This is a genomic window from Roseomonas sp. SRI_022 (genome assembly GCF_057586215.1).
In genome coordinates this window covers 20,132-44,083 of sequence record NZ_JBYCZL010000038.1, presented here as the reverse complement: position 1 = coordinate 44,083, position 23,952 = coordinate 20,132, and the positions used below count along the sequence as shown (strand labels likewise).

Annotated in this window: 23 protein-coding genes and 2 riboswitches; of the genes, 10 read left to right on the top strand and 13 right to left on the bottom strand. The window is 71.4% G+C overall.

The window, feature by feature from the left end; all coding sequences use genetic code 11:
- Together AC2YHJ_RS25490 and AC2YHJ_RS25485 are read left to right on the top strand one after the other, a co-directional pair.
- A partial coding sequence (locus tag AC2YHJ_RS25490; RefSeq protein ID WP_487398996.1) for an energy transducer TonB occupies positions 1-646 on the top strand: 646 nt, incomplete at its 5' end.
- A gap of 55 nt (positions 647-701) precedes the next feature.
- Complete coding sequence (locus AC2YHJ_RS25485; protein ID WP_487398995.1) at positions 702-1,262, top strand: cob(I)yrinic acid a,c-diamide adenosyltransferase; 561 nt, start codon at positions 702-704, stop codon at positions 1,260-1,262.
- A 70-nt stretch (positions 1,263-1,332) separates the two neighbouring features.
- Here AC2YHJ_RS25485 and AC2YHJ_RS25480 read toward each other — a convergent pair whose 3' ends face one another.
- The 5 genes from AC2YHJ_RS25480 to AC2YHJ_RS25460 form a co-directional block, all read right to left on the bottom strand.
- Positions 1,333-3,324 (bottom strand): TonB-dependent receptor plug domain-containing protein, encoded by a 1,992-nt coding sequence (locus AC2YHJ_RS25480; protein WP_487398994.1) that lies wholly within the window; start codon positions 3,322-3,324, stop codon positions 1,333-1,335.
- A 149-nt stretch (positions 3,325-3,473) separates the two neighbouring features.
- A riboswitch (cobalamin riboswitch) is annotated at positions 3,474-3,692 on the bottom strand.
- A 216-nt stretch (positions 3,693-3,908) separates the two neighbouring features.
- Complete coding sequence (locus AC2YHJ_RS25475; protein WP_487398993.1) at positions 3,909-4,583, bottom strand: exopolysaccharide biosynthesis protein; 675 nt, start codon at positions 4,581-4,583, stop codon at positions 3,909-3,911.
- A gap of 171 nt (positions 4,584-4,754) precedes the next feature.
- A complete protein-coding gene (locus tag AC2YHJ_RS25470; RefSeq protein ID WP_487398992.1) occupies positions 4,755-5,549 on the bottom strand; it encodes an enoyl-CoA hydratase in 795 nt (264 codons plus the stop codon).
- 5 nt (positions 5,550-5,554) lie between these two features.
- Positions 5,555-6,772 carry a CaiB/BaiF CoA transferase family protein gene (locus tag AC2YHJ_RS25465; RefSeq protein ID WP_487398991.1) on the bottom strand — a complete coding sequence of 406 codons (1,218 nt, stop codon included), beginning with the start codon at positions 6,770-6,772 and terminating at the stop codon, positions 5,555-5,557.
- Between the two features lie 66 nt (positions 6,773-6,838).
- The gene (locus tag AC2YHJ_RS25460) at positions 6,839-7,264 is read right to left on the bottom strand and encodes a CBS domain-containing protein (RefSeq protein ID WP_487398990.1); all 426 of its coding nucleotides are present in this window, start codon (positions 7,262-7,264) and stop codon (positions 6,839-6,841) included.
- Between the two features lie 197 nt (positions 7,265-7,461).
- On the opposite strand from AC2YHJ_RS25460, the gene osmF reads away from it, so the two are divergent.
- From osmF to AC2YHJ_RS25440, 4 genes are read left to right on the top strand one after another with little or no spacing between them, the layout of a single operon-like run.
- Complete coding sequence (gene osmF, locus AC2YHJ_RS25455) at positions 7,462-8,394, top strand: glycine betaine ABC transporter substrate-binding protein OsmF (RefSeq protein ID WP_487398989.1); 933 nt, start codon at positions 7,462-7,464, stop codon at positions 8,392-8,394.
- A 35-nt stretch (positions 8,395-8,429) separates the two neighbouring features.
- Positions 8,430-9,542, top strand: a complete 1,113-nt coding sequence (locus AC2YHJ_RS25450) for an ABC transporter permease (protein WP_487398988.1) — start codon at positions 8,430-8,432, stop codon at positions 9,540-9,542.
- The gene (locus AC2YHJ_RS25445) at positions 9,539-10,471 is read left to right on the top strand and encodes an ABC transporter ATP-binding protein (RefSeq protein ID WP_487398987.1); all 933 of its coding nucleotides are present in this window, start codon (positions 9,539-9,541) and stop codon (positions 10,469-10,471) included. Before AC2YHJ_RS25450 ends, AC2YHJ_RS25445 begins: the two co-directional genes overlap by 4 nt.
- Positions 10,468-11,238 (top strand): ABC transporter permease, encoded by a 771-nt coding sequence (locus tag AC2YHJ_RS25440; protein WP_487398986.1) that lies wholly within the window; start codon positions 10,468-10,470, stop codon positions 11,236-11,238. Before AC2YHJ_RS25445 ends, AC2YHJ_RS25440 begins: the two co-directional genes overlap by 4 nt.
- On the opposite strand, the gene AC2YHJ_RS25435 is transcribed toward AC2YHJ_RS25440, so the two are convergent.
- Both AC2YHJ_RS25435 and AC2YHJ_RS25430 read right to left on the bottom strand, forming a co-directional pair.
- Positions 11,172-12,029, bottom strand: a complete 858-nt coding sequence (locus tag AC2YHJ_RS25435; protein WP_487398985.1) for a sulfurtransferase — start codon at positions 12,027-12,029, stop codon at positions 11,172-11,174. The two genes, AC2YHJ_RS25440 and AC2YHJ_RS25435, sit on opposite strands and share 67 nt — an antisense overlap.
- Entirely contained in the window at positions 12,029-12,994 is a 966-nt protein-coding gene (locus AC2YHJ_RS25430; RefSeq protein ID WP_487398984.1) for a Bug family tripartite tricarboxylate transporter substrate binding protein, read from the bottom strand. Before AC2YHJ_RS25430 ends, AC2YHJ_RS25435 begins: the two co-directional genes overlap by 1 nt.
- A gap of 82 nt (positions 12,995-13,076) precedes the next feature.
- Here AC2YHJ_RS25430 and AC2YHJ_RS25425 point away from each other — a divergent pair, with 82 nt between their 5' ends.
- The 3 genes from AC2YHJ_RS25425 (at position 13,077) to AC2YHJ_RS25415 (ending at position 15,382) form a co-directional block, all read left to right on the top strand.
- Positions 13,077-13,697, top strand: a complete 621-nt coding sequence (locus AC2YHJ_RS25425) for a DUF1194 domain-containing protein (protein WP_487398983.1) — start codon at positions 13,077-13,079, stop codon at positions 13,695-13,697.
- Between the two features lie 40 nt (positions 13,698-13,737).
- Positions 13,738-13,845: riboswitch (SAM-I-IV-variant riboswitch) on the top strand.
- Between the two features lie 39 nt (positions 13,846-13,884).
- Complete coding sequence (locus tag AC2YHJ_RS25420; RefSeq protein ID WP_487398982.1) at positions 13,885-14,187, top strand: hypothetical protein; 303 nt, start codon at positions 13,885-13,887, stop codon at positions 14,185-14,187.
- 88 nt (positions 14,188-14,275) lie between these two features.
- On the top strand, positions 14,276-15,382 hold the full coding sequence (locus tag AC2YHJ_RS25415; protein WP_487398981.1) for a 2-aminoethylphosphonate--pyruvate transaminase: 1,107 nt from the start codon (positions 14,276-14,278) through the stop codon (positions 15,380-15,382).
- Between the two features lie 31 nt (positions 15,383-15,413).
- On the opposite strand, the gene AC2YHJ_RS25410 is transcribed toward AC2YHJ_RS25415, so the two are convergent.
- Entirely contained in the window at positions 15,414-16,388 is a 975-nt protein-coding gene (locus AC2YHJ_RS25410; RefSeq protein ID WP_487398980.1) for a Bug family tripartite tricarboxylate transporter substrate binding protein, read from the bottom strand.
- Positions 16,389-16,518: 130 nt separating this feature from the next.
- Between AC2YHJ_RS25410 and AC2YHJ_RS25405 the strand changes: the two genes are divergently transcribed.
- Positions 16,519-18,189, top strand: a complete 1,671-nt coding sequence (locus AC2YHJ_RS25405; RefSeq protein WP_487398979.1) for a formate--tetrahydrofolate ligase — start codon at positions 16,519-16,521, stop codon at positions 18,187-18,189.
- Positions 18,190-18,199: 10 nt separating this feature from the next.
- Here AC2YHJ_RS25405 and AC2YHJ_RS25400 read toward each other — a convergent pair whose 3' ends face one another.
- The 5 genes from AC2YHJ_RS25400 to flhA form a co-directional block, all read right to left on the bottom strand.
- Positions 18,200-18,934 carry a GDSL-type esterase/lipase family protein gene (locus AC2YHJ_RS25400; protein ID WP_487398978.1) on the bottom strand — a complete coding sequence of 245 codons (735 nt, stop codon included), beginning with the start codon at positions 18,932-18,934 and terminating at the stop codon, positions 18,200-18,202.
- 5 nt (positions 18,935-18,939) lie between these two features.
- Positions 18,940-20,103 (bottom strand): OpgC family protein, encoded by a 1,164-nt coding sequence (locus tag AC2YHJ_RS25395; protein ID WP_487398977.1) that lies wholly within the window; start codon positions 20,101-20,103, stop codon positions 18,940-18,942.
- Positions 20,104-20,149: 46 nt separating this feature from the next.
- Positions 20,150-20,914 carry a nucleotide-binding protein gene (locus AC2YHJ_RS25390; RefSeq protein WP_487398976.1) on the bottom strand — a complete coding sequence of 255 codons (765 nt, stop codon included), beginning with the start codon at positions 20,912-20,914 and terminating at the stop codon, positions 20,150-20,152.
- The gene (locus AC2YHJ_RS25385; RefSeq protein WP_487398975.1) at positions 20,911-21,786 is read right to left on the bottom strand and encodes a flagellar biosynthesis protein FlhF; all 876 of its coding nucleotides are present in this window, start codon (positions 21,784-21,786) and stop codon (positions 20,911-20,913) included. The genes AC2YHJ_RS25390 and AC2YHJ_RS25385 overlap by 4 nt, the downstream gene beginning before the upstream one ends.
- A gap of 145 nt (positions 21,787-21,931) precedes the next feature.
- The gene (flhA, locus tag AC2YHJ_RS25380) at positions 21,932-23,938 is read right to left on the bottom strand and encodes a flagellar biosynthesis protein FlhA (protein WP_487398997.1); all 2,007 of its coding nucleotides are present in this window, start codon (positions 23,936-23,938) and stop codon (positions 21,932-21,934) included.
- Between the last annotated feature and the right edge of the window lie 14 nt (positions 23,939-23,952).

The following is a 23,952-nucleotide window of genomic DNA, read 5'->3' as shown; positions in this document are numbered from 1 at the left end:
GCCCCCCGACCCGGCCGGCATATTGCCGCCTCCGCCGCCGCCGGTTTCCGAAGCGGCGGCAGCCCCGGCGACGCCGCCCTTCGAGGCGCCGGAGCCACCGCGCGAGGTGCCACCTCCCCGTCTGGCTGAGGCACAGCCGCAGCAGCCGGCAGCCTCTGAGCCGCAGTCCGAAGCGCTGCCCTTGCCGCCTCCGCCACCGCCTCAGCAGCAGCAGCAGCAGGTTGCCGCCGCCCAGCCTACCCCGCCGCCGCGTCCGCCGAGCCGTCCGGCCACCGCGCAAGGGCCGGTGCGCCTGAATGCCGGGGATGGCAGCCAGCCGGATGCTCATCTCGGGTCGTTCGCCCTGGGGGTTGTGGTGCCGCCGGGGGCCGATGCCGGGCACCGCAACATACCGCCCGACTATCCGGCCGAGGCCCGCCGGCGTGGCGAGGAGGGGATCGTCCGGCTCAGTCTGCGCATCGCGCCGGACGGGCAGGTGACGGCGGCGGAGGTGGAGACCTCCTCGGGCTTCCCCGCGCTGGATCGTGCCGCGGTGGAGGCGGCGCGGCGCTGGCGCTTCCGCCCCGCGACGCGGGCGGGGACGCCGGTGGCCGCGACCTTGCCGACGGCGGTGCATTTCCGGCTGTCGGATGGGCGCGGGCGATGAGGCTTGCCGCGTTGCCGCGGCACGCCATAACGAAACGGAAACCCGGGGGTGAGGCATGGTGAAGCTCGACGTCATCACGACGCGTGGGGGCGATGGCGGGGAGACCTCGCTCGGCGATGGGCGGCGCGTGCGCAAGGATGCGCTGCGGGTCGAGGCCTTCGGCACGGTGGATGAGGCGAATGCCGTGCTCGGCCTGGTGCGGTTGCATGTGGGCGCCGATGCGGTCGCCGATGCGATGCTCTCGCGCATCCAGAATGAGTTGTTCGATGTCGGTGCCGATCTCTGCGTGCCGGGGGAGGCCGGGGCGCGGCTGCGGGTGTCCGACACGCAATCGCTGCGGCTCGAGGCCGAGATCGCGGAGATGAACGCCGCGCTGACGCCGCTGCGGTCCTTCGTGCTGCCGGCGGGTTGCGCGGGGGCGGCGCATGCGCATCTGGCGCGCACCGTGGTGCGACGGGCCGAACGCCTGGTGGTGGCGCTGGCGGCGGCGGAGGAGGTGAACGCCGCGGTGATCCGCTACCTCAACCGCTTGTCGGACCATCTGTTCGTGCTGTCGCGCCACCTGAACGCGGCCGCCGGTGGCGACGTGCTCTGGGTCCCTGGAGCGACGCGGTAAAGAACCGCGGTCCAGGGGGCCGTTGCCCCCTGGTGGGGTGGTCTGGAGGGGCAAAGCCCCTCCAGCAACGTCAGAACGTCCCGCGCAGCCCGGCCACCGCCGTCCGCCCCGGAATCACGAACCCATTCGCCGGCTCGTACCGCGTGTTGCCGAGGTTGCGGAATTCCACGAACCCCGCGAGCTGCTCAAGGATCGGCACCGTCGCGGTCAGGTTGAACACCGTGCCCGCGTCGTTCTTGCCGGCCGTGGTGATGGAGGTGCCATCGTCGTTGTACCGCGCGAAGGCGCCTTCCGGCGATTGGCCCGTGTAGAGGATCTCCGGCACCACCACGATGCGCTGGTTGCGCGGGCCGTCCCACGGAGTGGGGGCGGAGAAGCGCATGGTCAGGCTGGCGATGTTGCGTGGCCGGCGCGGCAGCGGCTGGTCGTTAGTGGTGTCGCGCGCTTCCTGCACGGTCCAGGCGCCGGTCAGGGAGAACCAATCCGTCGGGCGCAGCGTGATGGCGAACTCGCCGCCGCGGATGCGTGCGCTGTCCACGTTGATCAGCGTGGTGAAGGACTGGTCGTAATTGATCAGGTTGCTGATGCGGCTGTCGAAATACAGCGCGGAGATGGTTGCCCAGGACCCGATATCGGTCTCGATGCCCGCTTCCCAGGCGATGCCGTCCTCCGGGCGAAGGTTCGGGTTGCCCTGGAAGAACCCGGTGATCGTGCCAAAGCGCTGGAACAGCGAGGGCGCCTTGAAGGATGTGCCGCCGGCCGCGCGCAGGCGGGAGGAGATCTCGGGCAGCGCGAGCACCGCGCCGAGGCGCCAACTGGTGAAGCCGTCGAAACCTTCCGGCCCGTCGTAGCGGAGGCCCGCGGTCAGATCGAGCCGGTCGAACAGCCGCCCCTGGATCGAGGCGTAGCCCGCCCCGGACCGCTGCGACGCATCGACGGTGGTGCGGAAGAAGGCGGAGCCATTGGCGCTGTCCGCCGTCTCGCGTTCCCACTGGCCGCCGAACAGCATGACGACATCGGTCAGCACGCCGGCATCGGGGAAGCGCAGCGTGTTGTCCCAGGAGAAGGCCTGGCGGCTCGCGCGGTACTGGTCGTCGGCCGAGCCGAAGGGGTTCCCCGGATCGGGCAGGTTGGTGTAGCGCCGCCGGTTGGTGCTGCCCGAGAGGGTGAAGCCCGTGGTCCATGCGCCGCCGAACAGGTCGGTCGCGCTGCGGACGTAGCCGAACCAGGACTGGTCCTGCCCGGTGTAGTTCGGGTCGTCATTGGGCACGTCGTCGAGGCCGACGGTGTTCTCGCGCCCACGGACCAGTCCTTCGATGCGAGTGCGGCCGAAGACCTCGCCGGGGGTGGTCTCGCCCAGAGTCAGGCCCAGCCGGGCGGTGACGATGGCCGAGCGCAGCCCGTCGAGTTCCCCGCCGTTCTGGTAGAAGCGCGGCGCCATGGCGTTGGACCCGCGCGTGGACAGGCCCTGGCCGGTAACCTGGTAATCCACCGCACCGACCGTCCCGCCCATGCCGGCGAAGCCGCGCACGGTGTTGTTGGACCCGCCGGCGGCTTCGAAATAGGGCGCTGCGACGCGGTCGGCGGGTGCGGAGCGGGTGATGAGGTTCACCACGCCGCCGATCGCCGCGGAGCCATAGAGCGAGGAGACCGGCCCGCGCACGACCTCGATGCGTTCGATGTCGCCGAGGAGTTCATTGCCGAAGTTGAAGGCGCCGTTGGGTTCCGATGGATCGTTCACCGGCACGCCGTTCATCAGCACCAGCACCTGCCGCGAATTGGCGCCGCGGGCGAAGCCGGAGGCCTGCTGGCCGAGGCCGCCCGCCTGCAGCAGGCGGAAGCCCGGCACGGCCGCCAGCGCATCGGCCAGGGTGACGTAACCGTTCTCCTGGATGGTCTGGCGGTCGATGACAGTGACCGGGGCGGGGATGCGGTCCCGCGGCGTGGGGATGCGCGTGGCAGTGACGACCATGTCGGGCACGGCCGGGGTGGTGGAGACCTCCTGCGCCCAGGCGGGGGCGAAGGGGGTGAGGGCGATCAGGGCGAGGATCCGGTGTTTCATCCGGGGGTCCCTCCGTTGCACGGTCCGCGTTTCGCCCTGGTGCCGTGTTGGCACCGGGGCGGGCTTGCGTCGTGCTCGCATGACGGAGGCGCGCGCCGGATGGAACGCAGCCTGGGTCCGTTGCGCCGGTGCTCCCCGCCCGGCACGCGCGAGACAACTCTGCGCCGGCCGGTCTCCTGGCTCACGACGGGGCGGGGAGGGTGTCCCGCCGCCGGTCCCGCCTTCTCGCACCCGGAGGGGCACAATGGCGCGTGGGACCGGTCTCGTCGCCTACAGTTGCGGGGGCAGCCGCGCTTGGGCAGTGAGGATCACCGCATCGCGCGTTCCCGTTTCAGCCCTTCCGGGCCACCGGCGCATGGCGCGGAACCTAGGCCGCGCCGCCGCGTCGCGTCCAGCGGCCCATTGCATGCGCCGCTGGAGTCTTTGCCTGGCCTCAGGCGCCGGCGCCGGCCTTCGCCGGCTTGGCTTCGCGCCCCGCACTGTTGCGTTGGGGACGGCGGTTGGTCTGGGCGCGGTCGCGCTTTGCGCTCCTGGCCCGATACGTGGCATCGGGCCGAGCGGTCAGCGCCGACGCATCCGCGGTCTCAATAAATATAATGCAATGCCTCGAGGCCGAACCACATCAGGGCTCCGAGCACCGCGGTGGCGAACAGGTTGCCCAGCAGGGTCAGGCCCATGCCGATGCCGACCACCTTGCTGTCGTTCTCCACCACGCCGAGCGCCATGACGATGGTCCCGAAGGCCGGTGGGCCGTTGGTGCCCGGCCCGGGCAGGATCAGCATCAGCGCCGCATAGGCGGTCAGCCAGCCGACCACCTTGTCGGCGGTGGGGCCGGTGAAGGTCCCCGGGCGCGGGCGCACCCAGCGTTCGATCTTGGCGATGGCGCGGGAGACGCGGGTGGTCGAACCCGGCGCCAGCCGCAACAGGTCCGTGCGCTTGAGCGACTGGCGCGCGATGAAGCCCGGCAGCTTCGGCTTGCGGAAGCCAAGGCCCATCTGGACGCCGAGGATCAGCATCGGCGTACCGAAGACGGATGCCATGCCGGGCAGCAGGCCGGGCAGGCAGAGCATCAGGATCAGCAGGCCGAAGGCGCGGTCGCCGAAGGCCTCGGCCATCTCGCCAAGGGTGATCCGCTCGCCGCTGCATTGCGCGGCCACTTCGGCCACAAGCCGGGATATCGGCGCGCCGGGATGGGCCGCGGCCAGCCCGACTTCCACGCCATGCTCGGTCAGGAGAGCTTGTTCGTGATGTGAATCCACGCGTGATCGCATCCCTGTCGGCCGGTTCGCCAGGTCATGCCCGGCCGGCGGGGTTGGGTAGCACAGCGGGTAGGGCGACCGAAATGCCCGCACGCATGTCATTTCAGCAACCGCGCCGTCAGGCGCGGTCGCCGATGGGGCGCCGGTTGCGGCGACGCCCCGCCGCTCGCTTCAGCGGCCCTGAAACGCCGGCCTGCGCTTTTCCATGAAGGCGCGGCGGCCTTCCTGATAGTCGGCGCTGTCGAAGCAGGCTGACATGGCGGCATTGATCGCGGCCATGTCGCGATCGGCACGGTCCTGCAGCACGGCCTGCACCGTCCGCTTGTTGGCGTAGAGCGACAGCGGCGCATTGACGGCAAGCGTCGCGGTCAGCTTCGCCACCTCATCGGCCAGCGCATCGGCGGCGACGACCTTGTTGATCAGCCCGACGCGCTGGGCTTCCTGTGCGTCGAAACGTTCGCCCGTCATCAGGATCATGTGGGCATGCGCGGGGCCGACCAGGTCCACCAAGTGCCGCACCATGTCGAAGCCATAGGCGATGCCGAGCTTCGCCGCGGGGATGCCGAACTGGCTGCCTTCCGCTGCGATGCGGATGTCGCAGGACATGGCGATGCCAAGCCCGCCGCCCATGCAGAAGCCGCGGATCTCGGCGATCACAGGCTTGGGGAAGGAAGCGAGCTTCAACCGCCCCCCCGCCGTCTGCTTGCTGTATTCGCGCTGTGCGTCGGCATCGGACCGCAGCTTGTCGAACTGGCTGATGTCGGCGCCGGACACGAAGGCCTTGTCCCCCGCGCCGGTCAGCACGATGCAGCGCACCGATGCGTCGGCCTCGAAGATGTCCAGCGCCTCGCCCATGCCGGCCCACATCGTGACCGACATGGCGTTGCGCTTCTCGGGCTGGTTGAAGGTGATGCGCCCGACGCCGTCCTTGATCTCGGCGAGGATCTTCCCGTCAGCGAACTCCATCGCGCTCAGGCCTCGCCGATCACGCCGAGGCCGCGCAGGCGGGCCACGTCGTCGTCGCTGTAGCCGTGTTCCCGCAGGATCTCGGCGGAATGCTCGCCGAGCCGCGGCGGGATGCGGCGCACCTCGCTCTCATGCCCTTCGATGTTGATGGCGGTGGAGACGAGGTTCGTTTCCCCGCGCCCCGGGATGGTGATGGGCATGGCCATGCGCAGATGCTGCACCTGCGGGTCTGCGAAGACCTGGTCCACCTTGTTGATCGGCCCGCAGGGAATGCCGATCCGCTCCAGCAGGTCGATCCAATGTTCGGATGGCTTCTGCTTGAACACGTCGGTGATCGCCGCGTTCAGGCGCGCGCGGTCGGCGCTGCGGCCCTTGGCGGTCTTCCATTCCTCGACCTCGAGCCATTCGGGATGGCCGACGGCCTCGGCGAACTGCGCCCACATCTTGGGCGAGGAGGCGGCGATGTTCACCGGCTTGTCGGCGGTCTCGAAGGCACCCATCGGGATGTTCACGGGGTGGTCATTGCCGGCCTGGCCCGGCACTTCCCCGTCCATCAGGTAGCGCGCCGCCTGCAGGTCCAGCATGAAGACCATGGATTCCAGCAGGGAGGTGTGCACCCAGCGCCCCTTGCCGGTCTTCTGGCGATCCCACAGCGCCATCATCACCGCCAGCGCAAGCAGGTTGCCCGCGGTGAGGTCGACGAAGGGAATGCCTGCGCGCATTGGCCCGCGGCCCTTCTCGCCGGTGATCGTCATCATGCCGCCCATGCCCTGGGCGATCTGATCGACGCCGGCGCGCTCGGAATACGGCCCGGTCTGGCCGAAGCCCGAGATCGACGCATAGACGAGGCGCGGATTCACCGCCCGCACCTGCTCCGGCCCGATGCCGAGGCGGTGCTTCACCCGCACGCGCATGTTCTCGACCAGCACGTCCGCGGTCTTGGCCAGTTCGAAGAAGGCTTTCTTGCCCTCCTCGGTCTTCAGGTCGAGCGCGATCGACCGCTTGTTGCGGTGCAGGTTCTGGAAGTCATAGCCATCCCGCGATCCGCCGAGGCCGTCATTGAAGGACGGTGGCTCGACGCGGATCACCTCGGCCCCCCAATCCGCCAGGTGACGCACGCAGGTCGGGCCGGCACGCGCCAGCGTCAGGTCCAGCACGCGGATGCCGGCGAGCGGCAGCGTCGCCTCCTGCGCGAGCTTCGGGTCGATGTGGCTTTCCGGCATGCTTCGTCCTCCGTCCCGCCAAGACTAGGGCGGGGCGGCGGAGGTGCCTAGGGCAGGGGGCCAGCGCTACCGGATGCTGGCGAAGATCTGCTCCTCGACCTCGATCTGCGCGCGTTCCAGCGCCCGGAAGTCGCTGCGCAGCACGAGGGAGCGCACCTGGCCGGCCTCGACGACCGGCAGGTGGCGGAAGCCGCCGTCATGCATCAGGTGCAGCGCATCGATGGCGCGGTCGCGCGGACCCAGTGCCTCGACCTTCGGCGTCATCACCTCCCCCAACGTCGTCACCGCGGCGTCGCGGCCCTCGGCCAGCATGCGGCAGATCGCGTCGCGGCCTGTGAAGATGCCCAGCAAATGGCCCTGCGCATCGGTCACAAGCACCGCGGTGGCTTGGACCTCCCGCATGCGGGTGCAGGCCAGTTGCACCGTGGCTTCAGGAAGCAGGCACACGACATCGCGATGCGGCGCGACACTGATCAGCGGGCGATCCTTCATGGGCTGAAGCTCCTGCGTGGCTTCCGGGGGGCGGCACGCGGCGCGGGCAGGGGCTGCGGCGGCCGTGCCAGGGCACCACTATAGCGCGCGGGCCGGGCAGCGGTTGAGGATTTCATGACCGCGCCGCTCCCCGGGGTCGCGGAGGCCGCGTCTTGCGTGGCAGTCTCCGGGCCATCGGGAAGCAGGAGGAGCGCGAGATGATCCGCATCGCTGGAATGACCCGCCGTCATGGCCTGATCGCTGCCGGCGCGACCCTGCTCGCGGCACCCGCCCTTGCCCAGGCGCGACCGGTCGTCGTCGCCAGCAAGATCGACACCGAGGGCGGGCTGCTCGGCCAGATGATCGCGCTGCTGCTGGAAGCCGGTGGCATGCGCGTCGAGAACCGTGTGCCGCTCGGCCCGACGCGCATCGTGCGCACGGCGATCCTGGCCGGCGAGATCGACATCTATCCGGAATACACCGGCAACGGCGCCTTCTTCTTCCAGATGGAGGCCGACCCGGCCTGGAAGGATGCCCGCGCGGGGTATGAGAAGGTCCGCGAACTGGACGCGCAGCGCAACGACATCGCCTGGCTGCAGCCGGCGCCGGCGAACAACACATGGGCGATCGCGGTGCGCGCCGATCTCGCGCGCTCGGCGAACCTGCGCACGCTTGAGAACCTCGGGCCGCACATCGCCGCGGGGCGGCCCTTCAAGCTGGCCGCGTCGGCGGAATTCGTCGAAAGCCCCGCCGCCCTTCCGGCCTTCCAGCAGGCCTATGGATTCACCCTGCCGTCGGATCGCCTGCTGGTGCTGCCCGGCGGAGACACGGCGGTGACGATGCGCGCCGCCGCGCAGCAGCTGAACGGCGTGAACGCGGCGATGGTCTATGGCACCGATGGCGGCATCGCCGCGCTTGATCTCGTCGTGCTCGAGGACACCAAGGGCGTGCAGCCGGTCTACAACCCAGCGCCGACCATTCGCGGTGCCGTGCTGCGCGCCAATCCGCGCATCGAGGAGTTGCTCGCCCCGGCTTTCCGCACGCTGGAACTGACGGTGCTGCAGAGCCTGAACGCGCGCATCGCGGTGGAGGGACGGCCGGCGCGGGAGGTCGCGCGCGCGCATCTCGCCGCTGCGGGGCTGCTCCGCTGACACCGGCGCACCGCGCGGGACCGATCGAGGCGGCAGTGCTGCTGTTCGCCGTGCTGGCGCCGGTGTTGCTCGGTCTGGCGGTGCTGGCACCGAACCGCATCGTGCCGCCACGGGTGATCGCGCCGGGCGAGGCGCAGGCCCTGGGCTTCCTGGTGCCGGCGGCGCTGGCTGCCCTGGCGGCGGCGGTGCTGCCGGGCCGCGTGGCGGTGCTGGCCTGCGCCGTCGCGCTGTGCGGGTTGCTCGGCGCGCTCGGCGATGTCGCGACGCGGTTGGCCGGGTCCTCAGCGGCGGCGCGGCTCGGTCCCGCGGCCGGAGCCTGGATCTCGATCGGCGCGTTGCTGCTGGCGGCGCGGCTCGCTCTCGGCCGGGCGGCGATCGGCGCGGCGGGGCGGGCGGCTGTGGCCGCGGCCATCGTCGCGGCATTGGGCGCGATGCTGACGCTGGGGCTGCTCGACGATGTCGGCCTGATACGGGAGGCTGCGTCGCGCGGGGCGGAACTGCGCATCGCCTTGTACGGACATCTGCAACTCGTGGCGGCGGCGCTGCTGCCCGCGCTGGCGGTCGGTGCGGCCTGCGGCGCCATCGCCTTCGCAGCACCGCGCGCGGGGGCCGCCGTGATCGGTGTGCTGGCGGCCTTGCAGGTGATCCCCGCCATGGCGCTGTTCGCGCTGCTGATCGAACCGCTCGCCGCCCTGGGCCGCGCCGTGCCGCTGCTGCGGGAGGCCGGGCTGCGCGGCATCGGCGCAGCGCCGGCGGTGCTCGGCGTGTTCCTCTATCTGCTGCTGCCCGTCGCGGCGGCGATGCGCGCCGCACTCGGCGCGGCACCGGCGGCGGCGGTGGACGCGGCGCGCGGCCTCGGCTTCACGCCGGGGCAGGTGCTGTGGCGGGTACGGCTGCCGCTGGGTGCGCCGGTGGTCCTGGGCGGGCTGCGCGTCGCGGCGGTGCAGGCGGTGGGGCTGGTCACGCTCGGCGCGCTGGTCGGCGCGGGCGGCTTCGGCGTGCTGATGTTCCAGGGCCTCGGGCAATTCGCGCCAGACCTGATCCTGTTGGGCGCGCTGCCCGTCGCGGCCCTGGCGCTGGTGCTGGATGCCGTGCTGCGCGCGCTGGAGGACGGGCTGTCGTCGCACGGTGCGGAGGCGGCCGCGTGATCCGGTTCGAGGGCGTGCGCAAATCCTTCAGCGCCACCCAGGCGCTTGATGGGCTCGACCTGGTGGTGCCGGAAGGCGCCTTCGCGGTGTTGCTCGGCGGGTCGGGCGCCGGAAAATCCACTGCGCTGCGGATGGTCAACCGGCTGGTCGATCCCGATGCGGGCCGCGTGCTGCTGCGCGGGCGCGACGTGGCATCGGAAGCCGCGCCGGCGCTGCGGCGGCGCATTGGCTATGTCATCCAGGGTATCGGGCTGTTCCCGCATTGGAGTGTCGCGCGCAACATCGGCGCGGTGCCGCGGCTGCTCGGCTGGCCGGCGGTGCGCATCGCGGCGCGGGTCGAGGAATTGCTGGCGCTGCTGCGCCTCGATCCGGCCGCCTATCGCGACCGCCTGCCGTCGGAACTCTCGGGCGGCCAGGCGCAGCGTGTCGGCGTGGCGCGCGCGCTTGCCGCCGATCCCGATATCCTGCTGATGGACGAACCCTTCGGCGCGCTCGACGCCGTGACGCGGCAGGCGCTGCAACAGGAGATGGCGCGGCTGCATGCGGCGACCGGCAAGACGATCCTGCTGGTGACGCACGACGTGGAGGAGGCGTTCAGCCTCGCCACGCGCATCGCCGTCATGGCGGATGGGCGGCTGCTGCAGGAAGGCGCGCCGCGGGAATTGCTCGACGCACCGGCCGATCCGCGCGTGCGCGACCTGCTGGATGGCGGCGCGATCGGGATGCGACGGCTGGCGCTGGTGGCGGCCGCCGCGCTCGCCGGGCCGTCGGATGAAGCGCCGGCGTCACTGCCGCGCATCCCCGCCACGGCGACGGGGCGCGAGGCGCTGGAGGCGATGCTCGCGGCGCGGGCCGAGGCGGCGCTGCTGGTGGATGCGGCCGGCGCCCCATCCGGCGTGGTCGCCCTGCGTGACCTGCTGCGGGCATGAGGCTCGGGCCGCTGCTGCCGGCCGCGTTGTTCGCCGCTGCGCTGCTGGTGCTGCCGCTGTCGGCGCCGGTCTTCGCAGCGCTGTTCCCAGATGTCGCGGAGCCGCTCTACCGCCGCGAGTCATTCCTTGCGCTGGCGCTCAGCCATGGCGCGCTGGTGGTGGCCTCGCTGCTGCCGGCGGCGGCGATCGGCATCGGCCTGGGCATCGCCGCGACGCAGCCCGGCGCGCGGGAGGTGCGCGAGGTCGCGGACGCGCTGGTCGGTTTCGCCCAGGCCGTGCCGCCGGTCGCGGTGATCGCCATCGCTGTGCCGGCGGTTGGTTTCGGCGCGGCGCCGGCGCTGATCGCCCTGGTCTGCTACGCCACGCTGCCGGTGCTGCGGGCGACGACGGGGGCGCTCGCCACAGTGCCTGCGGAGGTGCTGGATGCGGCGCGCGGGGCGGGGATGACGCCGCGCCAGGTGCTGATGCAGGTGGAACTGCCGCTGGCCGCCCCGCCGATCCTCGCCGGGCTGCGCGTCGCCGCGGTGCTGGCGGTGGCGACGGCGGCGGTTGCGGCGGTGGCCGGCGCGACCTGCCTCGGCACGCCGATCATCGCCGGGCTGGTCAATGGCAATCCGGCCTGGGTGGTGCAGGGGGCGCTGCTCACCGGGCTGATGGCCTTCGCGGTGGATGGGCTGCTTGCGGCCCTGGCGCCGCTGGGTCAGCCCGGCCCGGTTTCCATCGGCAGGGATGAGTCGCGTCCCCATTCATCCAGGCTGCCGTCATAGACCGCGAGGTCGGACCAGCCCGCCCGCAGCAGGTTGAAGGCAAGGTTCGAGGCGGCGATGCCGCCGCCGCAATAGGCGATGACGCGGTCACCCTTCGCAATGCCGGCCCGCTCGGCCAGGGCCGCGATGGCCTCGGGGGCGAGGGTGCCGTCGGCGAGCAGCGGCGCGGGCAGGTTGCGCGTCCCTGTGATCCGCCCGGGGCGGTGATAAGGCAGCCCGCCAGTGCCTTCGTGTTGTTCGGCGGACAGGGCGTTGACCACGGTGATTCCGGGCGAGCCGAGGGCGGCGAGCACCTCCGCGCGATCGGCGATTGTCGCTGTGCGCGGCCGCGCCGTGAATGGCCGCGGTGCAGGCGCCGGGGCCGGCGCAAGCCCGCTCTCCACCGGCAGCCCCGCCGCCTTCCAGGCCGCCAGCCCGCCTTCCAGCACCCGCACATGGTCGAAGCCGAGCCAGCGCAGCGTCCAGAAGGTCCGCGTCGCCCAGTTGCCGCCGACGCGGTCGTAGAGGACCACGCGGCTGTCCTCCCCCACGCCATGGGCGCCGAAGGCGGCGGCTGCGGCGTCGGGCGACGGCAGTGCGAAGCGGTAGGGCTTCGTCCGGTCCCACAGCCAGTCCAGCGCGTCGAGGTGCACCGAACCGGGAATGCGCGACTTCTCGAAGGACGCCCGCGCGCTGTCTGACAGCATGGTGGACATGTCCGGTGAGGGGCGCTGGAAGACGCTGCCGTCCAGCACCACCAGGCCCGGCGTGCCGAGTTCCGCCGCCAGCGCGGCCGGGGTGATCGTCAACATCACTCGGGCTGGAAGTTCGCGATGCGGAGAAGTTCGGCGTTGCGCGCCACGTCCTCGACGATGAAGCGTTCGAGCTGCGGCACCGTCTCGGCGACCGGCTCGAAGCCAAGGCCGGTCAGGCGTTCGACAACCGCGGGCTCGCGCATCGCCTCGACGATCACGGCATTCATGCGGTCCACGATCTCCCGCGGCGTCGCGCGCGCCGCCCAGACGCCATACCAGGAATAGAACTCGAAGCCCGGCAGGCCGGATTCCGCCATGGTCGGCAGGTCGGGCGCGAGCGCCGTTCGCTGCGCCGTCGCGATGCCGAGGCCACGCAACTGTCCGCCGCGGATCATCGGCAGCGTGGCCAGCACCGGGTCGAACATCAGCTGCGCGTTGCCGGCCGCAACATCGGTCAGCGCCGGGGCGGATCCGCGATAGCCAACGATCTCGATATTCGCGCCGGTCATGCGGTTGAACTCGATCGACCCCAGATGCCCCGCGGCGCCGAGCGAGGAGGTGGCGAAGGTCCATTTCGCTGGCTCGGCCTTCGCCGCTTCCACGACCTGCGGGATCGTCGTCTGCGGCAGGCGCGGGTTCATCACCAGCACCAGCGGCCCGCGCGCGGTGCGCGCCACCGGGATGAAGTCCGTCACCGGATCATAAGGCGCGTTGCGCATCACATGCCGCGCCATGGGATGAATCGAGGCGGAGCCCATGATGGTGTAGCCATCGGCCGGCGATTGCAGCACCGCCTGGCTGCCGACCGCGCCATTCGCGCCGGGGCGGTTCTCCACCACCACGGTGACGCCGAGCTTCTCCTGCAGCTTCTGCGCCGCGAGCCGCGCCATCGCATCCGTCGCGGCACCCGGCGTGTAGGGCACGACCATGCGGATGGTGCGGTTCGGCCAGGCGCCCTGCGCGACGGCCGGTCGCGCCAGCGCCAGGCCGGCCGCGCCGGTGAGCAGGATCCTGCGGTGCATCGTCAAATCTCCAGGGCTCATCGGCGCCAGCATGCGCACCAACCGGGCGTGCGGCCAACCGCTGCACGTGCGAAAAACGGGCATGGAGAAGGTCGATCTCGCCCTGTGTCTCGCCGTGGATTCGTCTTCCTCCGTGGACTACGACGAGTTCGGCCTCATGCTCGGCGGCTATGCGGCCGCACTCCGCGACGACTCGGTGCAGGCCGCGATCACCGCCGGACCGCGCGGGGCGGTGGCGATCTGCATGATGCAATGGTCAGGGCGCGGGGCGCAGGCGGTCGCCGTGCCCTGGACCCGGCTGGACAGCCCGATGGCGGCCGCGGCCCTCGCCGAGGCGGTGGACAATGCGCCGCGCCTGGTCCCGCCTGGTGCCACCGCGCTGGGGGAGGGGATGGCCGCCGGCCTCGCCCTGCTCGGCGCTGTGCCGGCGGAGGCGAGCCGGCTGGTGATGGATGTCTCGGGCGATGGCCGGCACAACCAGGGACGCCCGCCGGGGCCGGTGCGCGACATCGGCGTGGCCGCCGGGGTCACGATCAACGCGTTGGCCGTGCTGAACGAGGAGCCGGACCTGCTCGACCACTACCGGGCGGAGGTGATCGGTGGGCCGGGGTCCTTCGCGATGCACACGCCCGACTATGCCGCCTTCGCCGAGGCGATCCGCGAGAAGCTGCTGCGGGAGATCGGCGGCGCCGCGATCGCGTGAGCGCGCCCCTTGCCTTTGCCCGCCGCGCATGGCTTTCTGGGCCCTGCATCAAGAGTTGGGCCGGCGCCCAACGCCAACCTGCCTTCCCGGGCAAGGTGGCGCCTCCGAAAGGGGGGATGCGGCCGCTCCGGCAACCAAACGGGAAGCGTCGCCGCGTCAGGTCCGGTCCAGCCATGTGGAGGATCCGATGCTGGACGCGACGCCTGCCCCTGACCTCGATCTACTGCTCGCCCCGGGCGACCAGGCGGAATTCGTTGCCCTGTGTGCCTGGACGACGCGGCTTGGCCGCATCGAGACCTCCTGGCTCTATGTCGTGCTGCACCAGGGCCATGGGCCGTGGACCCATGCCTATCGGGTGGTGCCGGACCGCCGGCCGGGGCATCTCGCGGTGTTCCTCGAACGCGCCGAACCGGGCGACCGCCGGGCTGCGCTGAAGGACTGGCTGCGGGGCCGGGCCGAGGCGGCCGATGGCCGGCGCGCTGCGGACTGACCCTGCCAGCCATGCGCCGGCCCGGGTTGCGCGTGCAGTGCGAGGCGGGGCAGAACCATTGCCATCCCTTCGTCGGAACGGCGACTCCATGCTCCTTCTCATTCCCGGCCCCGTGCAGACCCGGCCCGAGGTCAAGGCGGCCATGGCCCAGGACATCGCCCCCTGGGACCGCGATTTCCAGCGCGTCTATGCCCGCATCCGGGAACGGATCGTCGGCGTGGCCGGCGGCACGCCGGGCGTCCATGCGACCCTGCCGATCCAGGGTGCCGGGCATTTCGTGACCGAGGCCGCGATCCGGACCTTCGTCGCGCCGGGCGCCAAGGTGCTGATCCCGATGAACGGCGCCTATGCCCAGCGCATGGCGCGGCTGGCGCGGGAGGCCGGGCGGATCGTCGTCGAATTGCCGCTGCCCGACACGCGCGGCGCGACGGCTGCCGACATCATGCCTGTGCTGGACGCCGACCCTGCCATCGGCACCGTGGCCATGGTCTACAACGAGACCGGGTCCGGCATCGTCAACGATGCTGAGGGCATCGGTCGCGCGCTGCACGCGGCCGGCAAGCGGCTGATCCTCGATGCCGTCTCGGCCTTCGGCGCGTTGCCCTTCCCGCTGGCCGGCCATCCCGAATGCGACGTGCTGGTCTTTACCTCGGGCAAGTGCCTGGAAGGCATGCCGGGCATCGGCTTCGCCGTGGCGCGCATCGACCGCGCCGAGGCCTGCGCGGGCAATGCCGGGTCCTGGTCGTTCGACCTGTCCGACGTGCTGGCGCATGCGAAGCGGTCGGGCTGGGGGTCCATCCGCTTCACCCCGCCGGTCCAGGCGATCGCCGCCTTCGACGTGGCGCTCGACCTGTATGAGGCCGAGGGCGGCCAGGCGGCGCGGCTCGCGCGTTATCAGGCCAATGTGGGCATCCTGTATGACGGCGTGGCCGCGCTTGGCCTCACGCCCTATCTGGCGCGCGAGCATCAGGGGCCGGTGATCGTGACGATCCACCAGCCCGCCGATCCGCGCTTCGACCTGCAGGTCTTCGTCGAGGCGCTGAAGCGCCGGGGCGTGCTGATCAGCAATTTCTACAACACCAAGGCGCCGACGATGCGCATCGGCGCCATCGGCGCGATCACGCCGGACGACATGCGCCGGGCGGTCGGCGCGATCGGCGCCGCGCTGGACGACGTGCTGCAAAAAGCGGCGTAGAGCGAAGTCGGGGAGGGCCGGGGCCCTCCACCTATTCCGGCCGGATATTCGCCGTCTGCACCACGCGCCGCCAGCGCTCGATCTCGGCACGCTGGAAGGCGCTGTAGTCGGCCGGGCTGTTGGCGACCACGCTGAAGCCGATCTGTTCCAGCCGCTGCACGCTCTCGGGATGCTTCAGCGCCGCGGTCGCCTCGGCGTTGAGCCGTGCCAGGACCGGCGCGGGCACGCCGGCCGGCGCCATCACCGCCTGCCAGGATGTCACCTCGAAATCCGCGATGCCGCCTTCGATGGCGGTCGGCACTTCCGGGAGGATCGGGTGGCGCTGGCGCGACGTCACGGCAATGGCCTTGAGCCGCCCGCCCTGAATGTGCCCCGCGACGGTGCCGAGGTTCTGGAAGGACAACTGCACATTGCCCGCGATCAGGTCGGTCGCCGCCGCCGCGCCGCCGCCATAGGGCACATGCGTTGGGTCGGTCCCCGTCACCTGCTTGAACAATTCCATCGTCAGGTGATCCGAGGACCCGACGCCCGAGGTGGAATAGGACGTGCGCCCCACGTTCGCCTTCAGCCAGGCGACCAGCTCCGCCATGGTCGAGACCGGCACGCGCTGCGGGTTCACCACCAGCACGTTGGGTGTCGTGACGGCGAGCGTGATCGGCGCGAAATCCCGCACCGGGTCGTAGCCGAGGTTCGGGCGCAGCGCGGCGTTGATGGCGAAGACGCCGATCGACCCGACCAGCAGCGTGTGCCCGTCCGGCGTGGCGCGGGCGACGGCGCGGGCGGCGACCTCTCCATTGGCGCCGGGGCGGTTTTCCGCCACCACGGGCTGGCCGACCGTCAGCGCCATGCGCTGGGCGATGACCCGCGCCACGATGTCGGACGGGCCGCCGGCGACGAAGGGAACCAGGATGCTGACGGGTCGGTTCGGCCAGTTGTCCTGGGCCTGGGCGGTGCCCACCAGGGCCGCCGCCGAACCGGCAGCAAGCAACGAGCGGCGATGGATCATCTTGGTTCCTCCGGCATGTTGCCCGGAGTTTATGGCCATCCCGGCCCTGCGCGAAGCCCGGCGCGGCCCTTGCCAGCCTGCGGCACTCCCCGTAAGCGCGGCGGATTACGACTTGAGGGGGGATGAAGGCATGGCGACCGACCTCGACATCGCGCGCGCCGCGACGCTGAAGCCGATCCGTGAGATCGCCGCAAAGGCCGGCATCCCGGACGATGCGCTGGAGCCCTACGGCAAGTACAAGGCGAAGATCGGCCTCGACTTCATCGCCGCCCAGAGGGACCGCCCCGACGGCGCGCTGGTCCTGGTCACCGGCATCAGTCCGACCCCTGCCGGCGAGGGCAAGACGACCACAACTGTCGGGCTGGGCGACGCGCTGAACGCCATCGGCACGCGGACGATGATCGCGCTGCGCGAACCCTCGCTCGGCCCCTGCTTCGGGGTGAAGGGGGGTGCCACTGGCGGCGGCTATGCGCAGGTGCTGCCGATGGAGGACATCAACCTCCACTTCACCGGCGACTTCCACGCCATCACCAGCGCCAACAACCTGCTGGCGGCGATGGTCGACAACGACCTGTACTGGGGCAACGGGTCGGGCCTCGACGCGCGGCGCATCACCTGGCGGCGTGGGCTCGACATGAACGACCGGGCGCTGCGCTCGATCGTCTCGTCGCTCGGGGGCGTGGCGAACGGCTTCCCGCGCGAGGACGGCTTCGACATCACCGTCGCCTCCGAGGTCATGGCGGTGTTCTGCCTGGCGCGCGACCTCGGTGATTTGCAGAAGCGGCTGGGGCGCATGGTTGTCGGCCAGCGGCGCGACGGGTCCTTGGTGACGGCGAAGGACGTCAGGGCCGATGGCGCCATGGCCGTGCTGCTGCGCGACGCCTTCGCCCCCAACCTGGTGCAGACCATCGAGGGTTCTCCCGCGCTGGTGCATGGCGGGCCCTTCGCGAACATCGCCCATGGCTGCAATTCGGTGATGGCGACGCGGCTCGCGATGAAGCTCGCCGATGTGGTGGTGACGGAAGCCGGCTTCGGCGCCGACCTCGGCGCCGAGAAGTTCCTCGACATCAAGTGCCGCCAGGCGGGGCTGTCGCCCGCCGCCTGCGTCGTCGTTGCGACGGTGCGCGCGCTGAAGATGCATGGTGGCGTGGCGAAGGGCGATCTGGGGCGCGAGGATGTCGCGGCGGTCCGCCGCGGCGTCGTCAATCTCAGCCGCCATGTCGAGAATGTCGGCAAGTTCGGCATCCCCGTCGTGGTCGGGCTCAACCGCTTCACCTCCGACACCGATGCCGAGATCGCCGCCGTGCAGGACGCGATGCGCGCGCTCGGCACCGAGGCGATCCTGTGCACCCATTGGGGCGATGGCGCGCAGGGCGCGGTGCAGCTCGCCCATGCCGTGAAGCGGCTGATCGATGGCGGTACCGCATCCTTCGCACCGCTCTACACCGACCATGTTTCGCTCACCGGCAAGATCGAGACGATCGCGCGCGAGATCTACCGCGCGGCCTCGGTCGCCATTCCCGCCCCGGTGGCGGCGAAGCTGAAGCGGTTCGAGGAGGACGGCTTCCGCGACCTGCCGGTCTGCATCGCCAAGACGCAGTATTCCTTCAGCGCCGATCCGACGAAGCTCGGCGCGCCGGAAGGCCATGTGCTGCCGGTGCGGGAGGTGCGGCTGTCAGCCGGTGCGGGCTTCGTGGTGGCGATCTGTGGCGACGTGATGACAATGCCGGGCCTGCCGCGCGTGCCGGCGGCCGAGACCATCCGGCTTGATGCCGCAGGGCGGATCGAAGGGCTGTTCTGACGCGGCGCGGTTAGCGCCGCGCCTCCTGCACCCCATCGCGGATGAAGGCCGCGAGCGCGCGGGCCAAGCAGTCGTTCAGCTTGTCGATCTCGGCGGTGCGGCGGTCGCGCGGGGTGCGCTCGACATCCACCGTGCCGGTCTCGGCCCAGGCACGCATGATGTCGAAGCGGGAGAAGAACCCCGCATGCCCCGCCCCCGCCAGCACACGCAGCGCGTCGCGATACGGATCGACATCCACATTGGCGCGCAGGAAGCGGCTGAACTGCATGCCCATCAGCACCGCGTCGATGCCCCGGGCATGCAGGCGATCGAGACCCTGGCCGATGGCCGCCGCCATGTCGTCGATCGGCAGGCTGCGCAGCGCCTCGGTGGTGCCGGCCTGCCAGATCACCAGGTCGATCGGGCCGGCGCGCATCGCCTCGTGGATCTGCTGCCACTGGTCGGCCGCCGTGCTGCCGCGGGCGCCGCGCACCTCGAAGCGCAACTCCAGATCGGGCCGCCTTTCGCGCAGCAGGGCTTCGAGCCGCGCCGGCCAGGCCGCCGCCGGGCTGCTGGCGCCCGGGCCGGTCACCGAGGCTGAGCCGACCGCGAGGATGCTGAGCCGGCCGGTGGAGAGGCCCGTGGCGGTGGCGCGCAGCGGCGAGGATTGCAGCCATTCATCGGGCGCACCGCATCCCGGCCCCTCCGCCGCCGCCGCCGGCAGCGAGAGGATCAGGCAGATCGCCAGGGCGAGGATGCCGCGCATCTCACCTAACCGTTATCGGGCGCGGCGGGTGCCGGCAAGCCCGATGTTGCGGGGCGGCGCCCGCCCCGCTTCTCCGACCCATACCAGGCGGTCAGCATGGCGAGGCCGACCAGCGCCACCGCGCCCCCGATATTGACCGCGGCCTGCATGGCCGGGCCGTCCGCTTCCTCCAGCGCGACGCGGCCGAGGAAGGACAGCGCGATGCCCGCGCAGAACACCGGCAGCGATTGCTGGCCCATCAGGATCAACGGCCGCGCCGGCCGGCTGCGCAGCCAGGCCGCGTCCTTCGGCAGCAGGTGGGCGATCAGGTAGGTCATGGCGAGGATCGTCAGCAGCCGTGCGGGGTGCAGCGATGCCTTGTCGATCGCCGCGAGATAGGGCGCGAAGGCCGGCAGCCGCGCCTCGGTGAATTCCCACTGGAAGTAGATGAGCACCGTCATGACGGCGCCGGCCACGAGCATCAGCGCGCACAGCACCCCGGCCCAGCGCCGCCACGGAACGCTGAGAGCATGCCCGCCCGGCGGCCGGTAGGCCAGGGCGCAGCCGATGAAGAACAGCAACTGCCAGGCGAGCGGATTGAAGAACCAGTCCTCCCCGCGCCAGGACGGCAGGGTGATGTCGAACACCCGCGCCACCGCCCATAGCCCCGCCGAGGCTGCCAGCATCAGCCATGGCCACCGCAGCAGCGGCATGGCGAGGGCGAACATCGCCAGCACCGTGATGTAGAGCGGCAGGATGTTCAGGAAGGAGGGCTGGTAGCGCAGCAGCAGCGCCTCCAGCAGCGCGCGATAGGGGTCGGAGGCGAATGGGTCGAGATGCAGCTCGTCGAGATAGGCCGCGGAATCAAGCCGGGCGGCCGAAAGCCCCACCTGCGCCGTGAAGACGACGAGCAGGAAGATGTGCGCGACATACAGCGTGAAGACCCGCCCCATGACGCGGGATGCACCGAAGAACCAGCCCTGGCGATCCATGGTCGCGCCGTAGGCGAGCCCGGCGGCATAGCCGGCCAGGAGCACGAAGGCTTCGGTCGCATCGGCGAGGGTGTAGTTGCGCGGCGTGACATAGCCGAGCCAGTTGCCGGGCGTGTGGTTCACGAAAATCGCCCACAGCGCGAAGCCTCGGACGAAATCAACCCGAAGGTCCCGGTCCAGTCGCACAAGCGCAGCCATGGATACGATGAACACCTTGCAGGGCCACACCGCAAGGGAGGCGGTGTTAAAGTCCGCGTGCGACGGCCTCGACGTCCCGCGCGGCGGTGCAACCCGGATGGCGCGTCAGCAGGGCGGCCTGGTGGCGGATTGCGTCGCGGACCTTGTTGTCCCGGCGCACCACGCCGGCGAGCGGCACGTCGCGCTTCAGGAAGGTCGCCGCCGCATGGGCCAGCGCCGCATGGGTCCGCATCCCGGCCGCGGCGTCGGTCGCAAGGTTGACGACGATGCGCGCATCCCCGCCCGGCCGGTCCCGCCCATGCAGCTTCAGCACGGCATAGGCGTCGGTCAGGCTGGTCGGTTCCTCGGTGGCGAGCACCAGCAGCGTATCGGCGGCCGCGGCGATCCGGCGCTGCGGCGCCTCCAGCCCCGCCCCGAGATCCACCACCACCCGGTCCCAGCGCGAGGCCATGCGCGGCAGCATCGCCAGCACCGCGCCGATGGCCGCCGCATCGAGCATCGCCAGCGCCCCCGATCCCGACCGCCCGGCCAGGATGTCGAAGCCGGCGGGATGGGCGATCGCCGCATCCTCTGCCGCCACCGCCCCGGCGATCACGGCGGACAGGTCGCGCGCCGGCTGGAAGCCGAGCTGCACATCGACATTCGCGAGGCCGAGATCGGCATCGACCAGCAGCACGCGCAACCCCTGTCGCGCCAGCGCCTGGGACAGGGTGATGGCGAACCAGGTCTTGCCGACCCCCCCTTTGCCCGAGGCGACGGCCAGGATGCGGCCCGCCCCTGGCGCCGGGCCTGCCAAGGCTTGGATCATCATGCGGCCTCCCCGGCCGTGTGAAGGTCACCGCGGCGTGGTGCGGCGGATAGCCGCGCCGCCAGCCTTGCAGGCGAGAGCGTTTCGAGGCCATCCACGACTTCGGGGCTGGTGCCGCCTTCGGTCAGCAGCAGCGGCCCGGCCTCGGCCGCGGCGAGCACCGCGCCGAGCCGCCGCGCGGCATCGAGGCGCGTCGGCACCAGGTGCCGCGCCCCGAGTGCCGCGAAGGCGCGGGCGAGGTCGGCGGCCTCGCCGGCATCGAGCCCGGCCGGGAGCACGAGCACCAGATCGGCCTGCGCCGCGCTGGCCAGCGCATGCAGTGCGACGACTTGGCGCGCATCGAAGGGATCGCAGCCGGCGCTGTCCACCAGGGCCGGCTGCCCCGGGGCGCGCCGTGCCAGCGCCTTGCCGAGTGCCGCCGGCGATTGCGCCACCGCGAGCGTCAGCCCCAGCACGCCGGTGAAGGCCGCAAGCTGCGCCGTCGCCCCCGCGCGCTGGCCGTCCGTGGTGGCGACGACCGGTGGGCCACCCGCCAGCACGAAGCGCGCGGCGAGCTTTGCACAGGTCAGCGTCTTCCCCGCCCCCGGCGGGCCGACCAGCATGATCGGCCGATCCCGCCCATCGGGCAGCGACGCGAAACCGAGCGCGCCCGTCAGCGCCTGCTCCAACGGGCCATGCGTCAGCTTCGCGGCGAGCGGTGCGGGCAGGTTGTGGAAGGCGAGCGGGCCCGCCGGGGCGCTTGGCGCCTGGGACGCCGGCGGGATCAGCAAGGGTTCCTCGGCTTCGAGCGCGGCAGTCACCTCGACGCCCTGCGCGGTGCGGCGGGTGGACAGGATCACGGCATCGGCGCCGAGCTCCTCACGCAGCAACGCCATCGCCTCCGGCATACGGGGGGCGCGGTAGGTTTTCAGCCGCATGGGCGGGCCAGCGCGGTCGAAGGGGGCTTTGCCCCCTCCGAGCCTCCCCCACCAAAGGCCAGGGGGCCTTTGGAATGCCGGGACTTGGTGCCGGGCGCCGGGCTCACAGCGTGCCAACAGTGCGGATGCGGGCGCGCGGGTGGATCTCGGTGTGCGCCAACACCATGGTCGCCGGGCGGAAGCGTTCGACGATCGCGCGGACGTGCGGGCGGATCGGTGCGGAGCAGATCAGTGCCGGCTGTTCCCCCGCCGCCGTCGCCGCATCGAAAGTGGCGCGCAGCTTTTCCATGAACTCCGACAGCCGCGACGGCGCCATGGCCAATTGGCGCTCCTCCGGAGGGCCGATCAGCGCCTCGGTGAAGGCGACCTCCCAATCCGCCGAGAGCGTGATCATCGGCACATGGCCCTGCGGGCCGCGCGCCGCGTCGGACAATTGCCGCGCCAGCCGGGCGCGCACGATGGCGAGGATGCCCGGCACGGACCGTGCACCCGCCGCATGCGCCTCCTGGATGCCCTCCAGGATGGTCGGCAGGTCGCGGATCGAAACGCGCTCGGCCAGCAGCGCCTGCAGCACGCGCTGGATGCCGCCGATGCCGATCTGCGCCGGCACCAGGTCGGCCACCAGCTTGCGGTGCTCGGCGGGCAATTCATCGATCAGCTTCTGCGTCTCGGCGAAAGACAGCAGCTCGGCCATGTTCTCCCGCACCAACTCGGTCAGATGCGTGGCGACGACGCCCGCCGCATCGACGACGGTGCAGTTGCGCGCCAGCGCTTCCTCCCGCCGCGCTTCCTCGATCCAGATGGCGGGCAGGCCGAAGGTCGGTTCCTGGCAGCGCTCGCCCGGCAGGTTCGGCACCGATCCCGTCGGGTCGATCGCCAGCAGCAGCGGCGGACGCAGCCGGCCGCGCCCCGCCTCGATCTCCTTCACCCGGATGGCATAGGTGTCGGGGGCCAGCGACAGATTGTCCTGGATGCGGACGGAAGGCAGCACGAAGCCCATCTCCTGCGCGATGGTGCGGCGCAGGCCCTTGATCTGTTCGGTCAGGCGGGGCGCGTCGCCGGCGGCGAGCGACAACAGCCCATAGCCGAGTTCGAGCCGCAGCAGATCGATGCGCAGCGTCTCGGCGATGGGCGGTTCGGCGGCGGCGGCCGGGGCATCCTGTTCGGCCGGCGGCGCCAGCGCGCGGCGATGCGTCGCCCAGGCCGCCGCACCCGCGCCACCCGCCAAGGCGAGGAAAGGCAGCATCGGCATCCCCGGCAGCAGCGCCATCACCCCGGCCGCGCCGGCGGCAATGACCAGCGGTTTCGGGCCGGCCCCCAACTGGCCGATCACCACCTCATCCGCCGTGCCTTCGGTGCTGCCCTTGGTGACCACGATGCCGGCGGCGACCGAGACCAGCAGGGCGGGGATCTGGCTGACCAGCCCGTCGCCGACGGTCAGGAGCGAGAAGGTCTGCGCGGCCTCGGCGACGGACAGCCCATGCCGCGCGACGCCGATCGCCATGCCGCCGAGCAGGTTGATGAAGGTGATGATCAGCCCGGCGATGGCGTCGCCGCGGACGAATTTCGCGGCACCATCCATCGCGCCGTAGAAGCCGGTCTCTTCCTCCAGTTCCCGGCGCCGCTTGCGCGCGTCCGCTTCATTGATCAGCCCGCCGGACAGGTCGGCATCGATCGCCATCTGCTTGCCGGGCAGCGCATCGAGGCTGAACCGTGCCGCGACCTCCGCGATGCGCCCCGAGCCCTTGGTGATGACCATGAAGTTCACCACCAGCAGGATGGCGAAGACGATCAGCCCGACGACGACATCGCCCCCCATCAGGAAGCCGCCGAAGGCCGAGACGACATGCCCCGCCGCCCCTTCGCCCTCATGCCCATGGGTCAGGATGGTGCGCGTGGTTGCGACGTTCAGCGCAAGGCGCAGCAGCGTGGTTAGCAGCAGCAGCGTGGGGAAGGAGGTGAAGTCGAGCGGCCGGCGCAGGAACAGCGCCACCATCAGCACCAGCACCGACACCGTGATCGAAAGCGCCAGCGACGCATCCAGCAGCACCGTGGGCAGCGGCACCACCAGCACGACCAGCAGCGCCGCGACGCCGAGCGCCAGCGTCATGTCGTTGCCCGGCT

Excerpts from the sequence above, each read along its gene's own strand:
- AC2YHJ_RS25400 (WP_487398978.1), bottom strand. The coding sequence starts at position 18,934 with ATGCGCGGCATCCTCGCCCTGGCGATCTGCCTGATCCTCTCGCTGCCG.
- AC2YHJ_RS25420 (WP_487398982.1), top strand. The coding sequence starts at position 13,885 with ATGCTGGACGCGACGCCTGCCCCTGACCTCGATCTACTGCTCGCCCCG.
- AC2YHJ_RS25485 (WP_487398995.1), top strand. The coding sequence starts at position 702 with ATGGTGAAGCTCGACGTCATCACGACGCGTGGGGGCGATGGCGGGGAG.
- AC2YHJ_RS25425 (WP_487398983.1), top strand. The coding sequence starts at position 13,077 with ATGGAGAAGGTCGATCTCGCCCTGTGTCTCGCCGTGGATTCGTCTTCC.
- AC2YHJ_RS25410 (WP_487398980.1), bottom strand. The coding sequence starts at position 16,388 with ATGATCCATCGCCGCTCGTTGCTTGCTGCCGGTTCGGCGGCGGCCCTG.
- osmF (WP_487398989.1), top strand. The coding sequence starts at position 7,462 with ATGATCCGCATCGCTGGAATGACCCGCCGTCATGGCCTGATCGCTGCC.
- AC2YHJ_RS25470 (WP_487398992.1), bottom strand. The coding sequence starts at position 5,549 with ATGGAGTTCGCTGACGGGAAGATCCTCGCCGAGATCAAGGACGGCGTC.
- AC2YHJ_RS25460 (WP_487398990.1), bottom strand. The coding sequence starts at position 7,264 with ATGAAGGATCGCCCGCTGATCAGTGTCGCGCCGCATCGCGATGTCGTG.
- AC2YHJ_RS25435 (WP_487398985.1), bottom strand. The coding sequence starts at position 12,029 with ATGTTGACGATCACCCCGGCCGCGCTGGCGGCGGAACTCGGCACGCCG.
- AC2YHJ_RS25385 (WP_487398975.1), bottom strand. The coding sequence starts at position 21,786 with ATGGCGTTGCTGCGTGAGGAGCTCGGCGCCGATGCCGTGATCCTGTCC.
- AC2YHJ_RS25480 (WP_487398994.1), bottom strand. The coding sequence starts at position 3,324 with ATGAAACACCGGATCCTCGCCCTGATCGCCCTCACCCCCTTCGCCCCC.
- AC2YHJ_RS25430 (WP_487398984.1), bottom strand. The coding sequence starts at position 12,994 with ATGCACCGCAGGATCCTGCTCACCGGCGCGGCCGGCCTGGCGCTGGCG.
- AC2YHJ_RS25465 (WP_487398991.1), bottom strand. The coding sequence starts at position 6,772 with ATGCCGGAAAGCCACATCGACCCGAAGCTCGCGCAGGAGGCGACGCTG.
- flhA (WP_487398997.1), bottom strand. The coding sequence starts at position 23,938 with ATGACGCTGGCGCTCGGCGTCGCGGCGCTGCTGGTCGTGCTGGTGGTG.
- AC2YHJ_RS25415 (WP_487398981.1), top strand. The coding sequence starts at position 14,276 with ATGCTCCTTCTCATTCCCGGCCCCGTGCAGACCCGGCCCGAGGTCAAG.
- AC2YHJ_RS25405 (WP_487398979.1), top strand. The coding sequence starts at position 16,519 with ATGGCGACCGACCTCGACATCGCGCGCGCCGCGACGCTGAAGCCGATC.
- AC2YHJ_RS25390 (WP_487398976.1), bottom strand. The coding sequence starts at position 20,914 with ATGATGATCCAAGCCTTGGCAGGCCCGGCGCCAGGGGCGGGCCGCATC.
- AC2YHJ_RS25395 (WP_487398977.1), bottom strand. The coding sequence starts at position 20,103 with ATGGCTGCGCTTGTGCGACTGGACCGGGACCTTCGGGTTGATTTCGTC.
- AC2YHJ_RS25440 (WP_487398986.1), top strand. The coding sequence starts at position 10,468 with ATGAGGCTCGGGCCGCTGCTGCCGGCCGCGTTGTTCGCCGCTGCGCTG.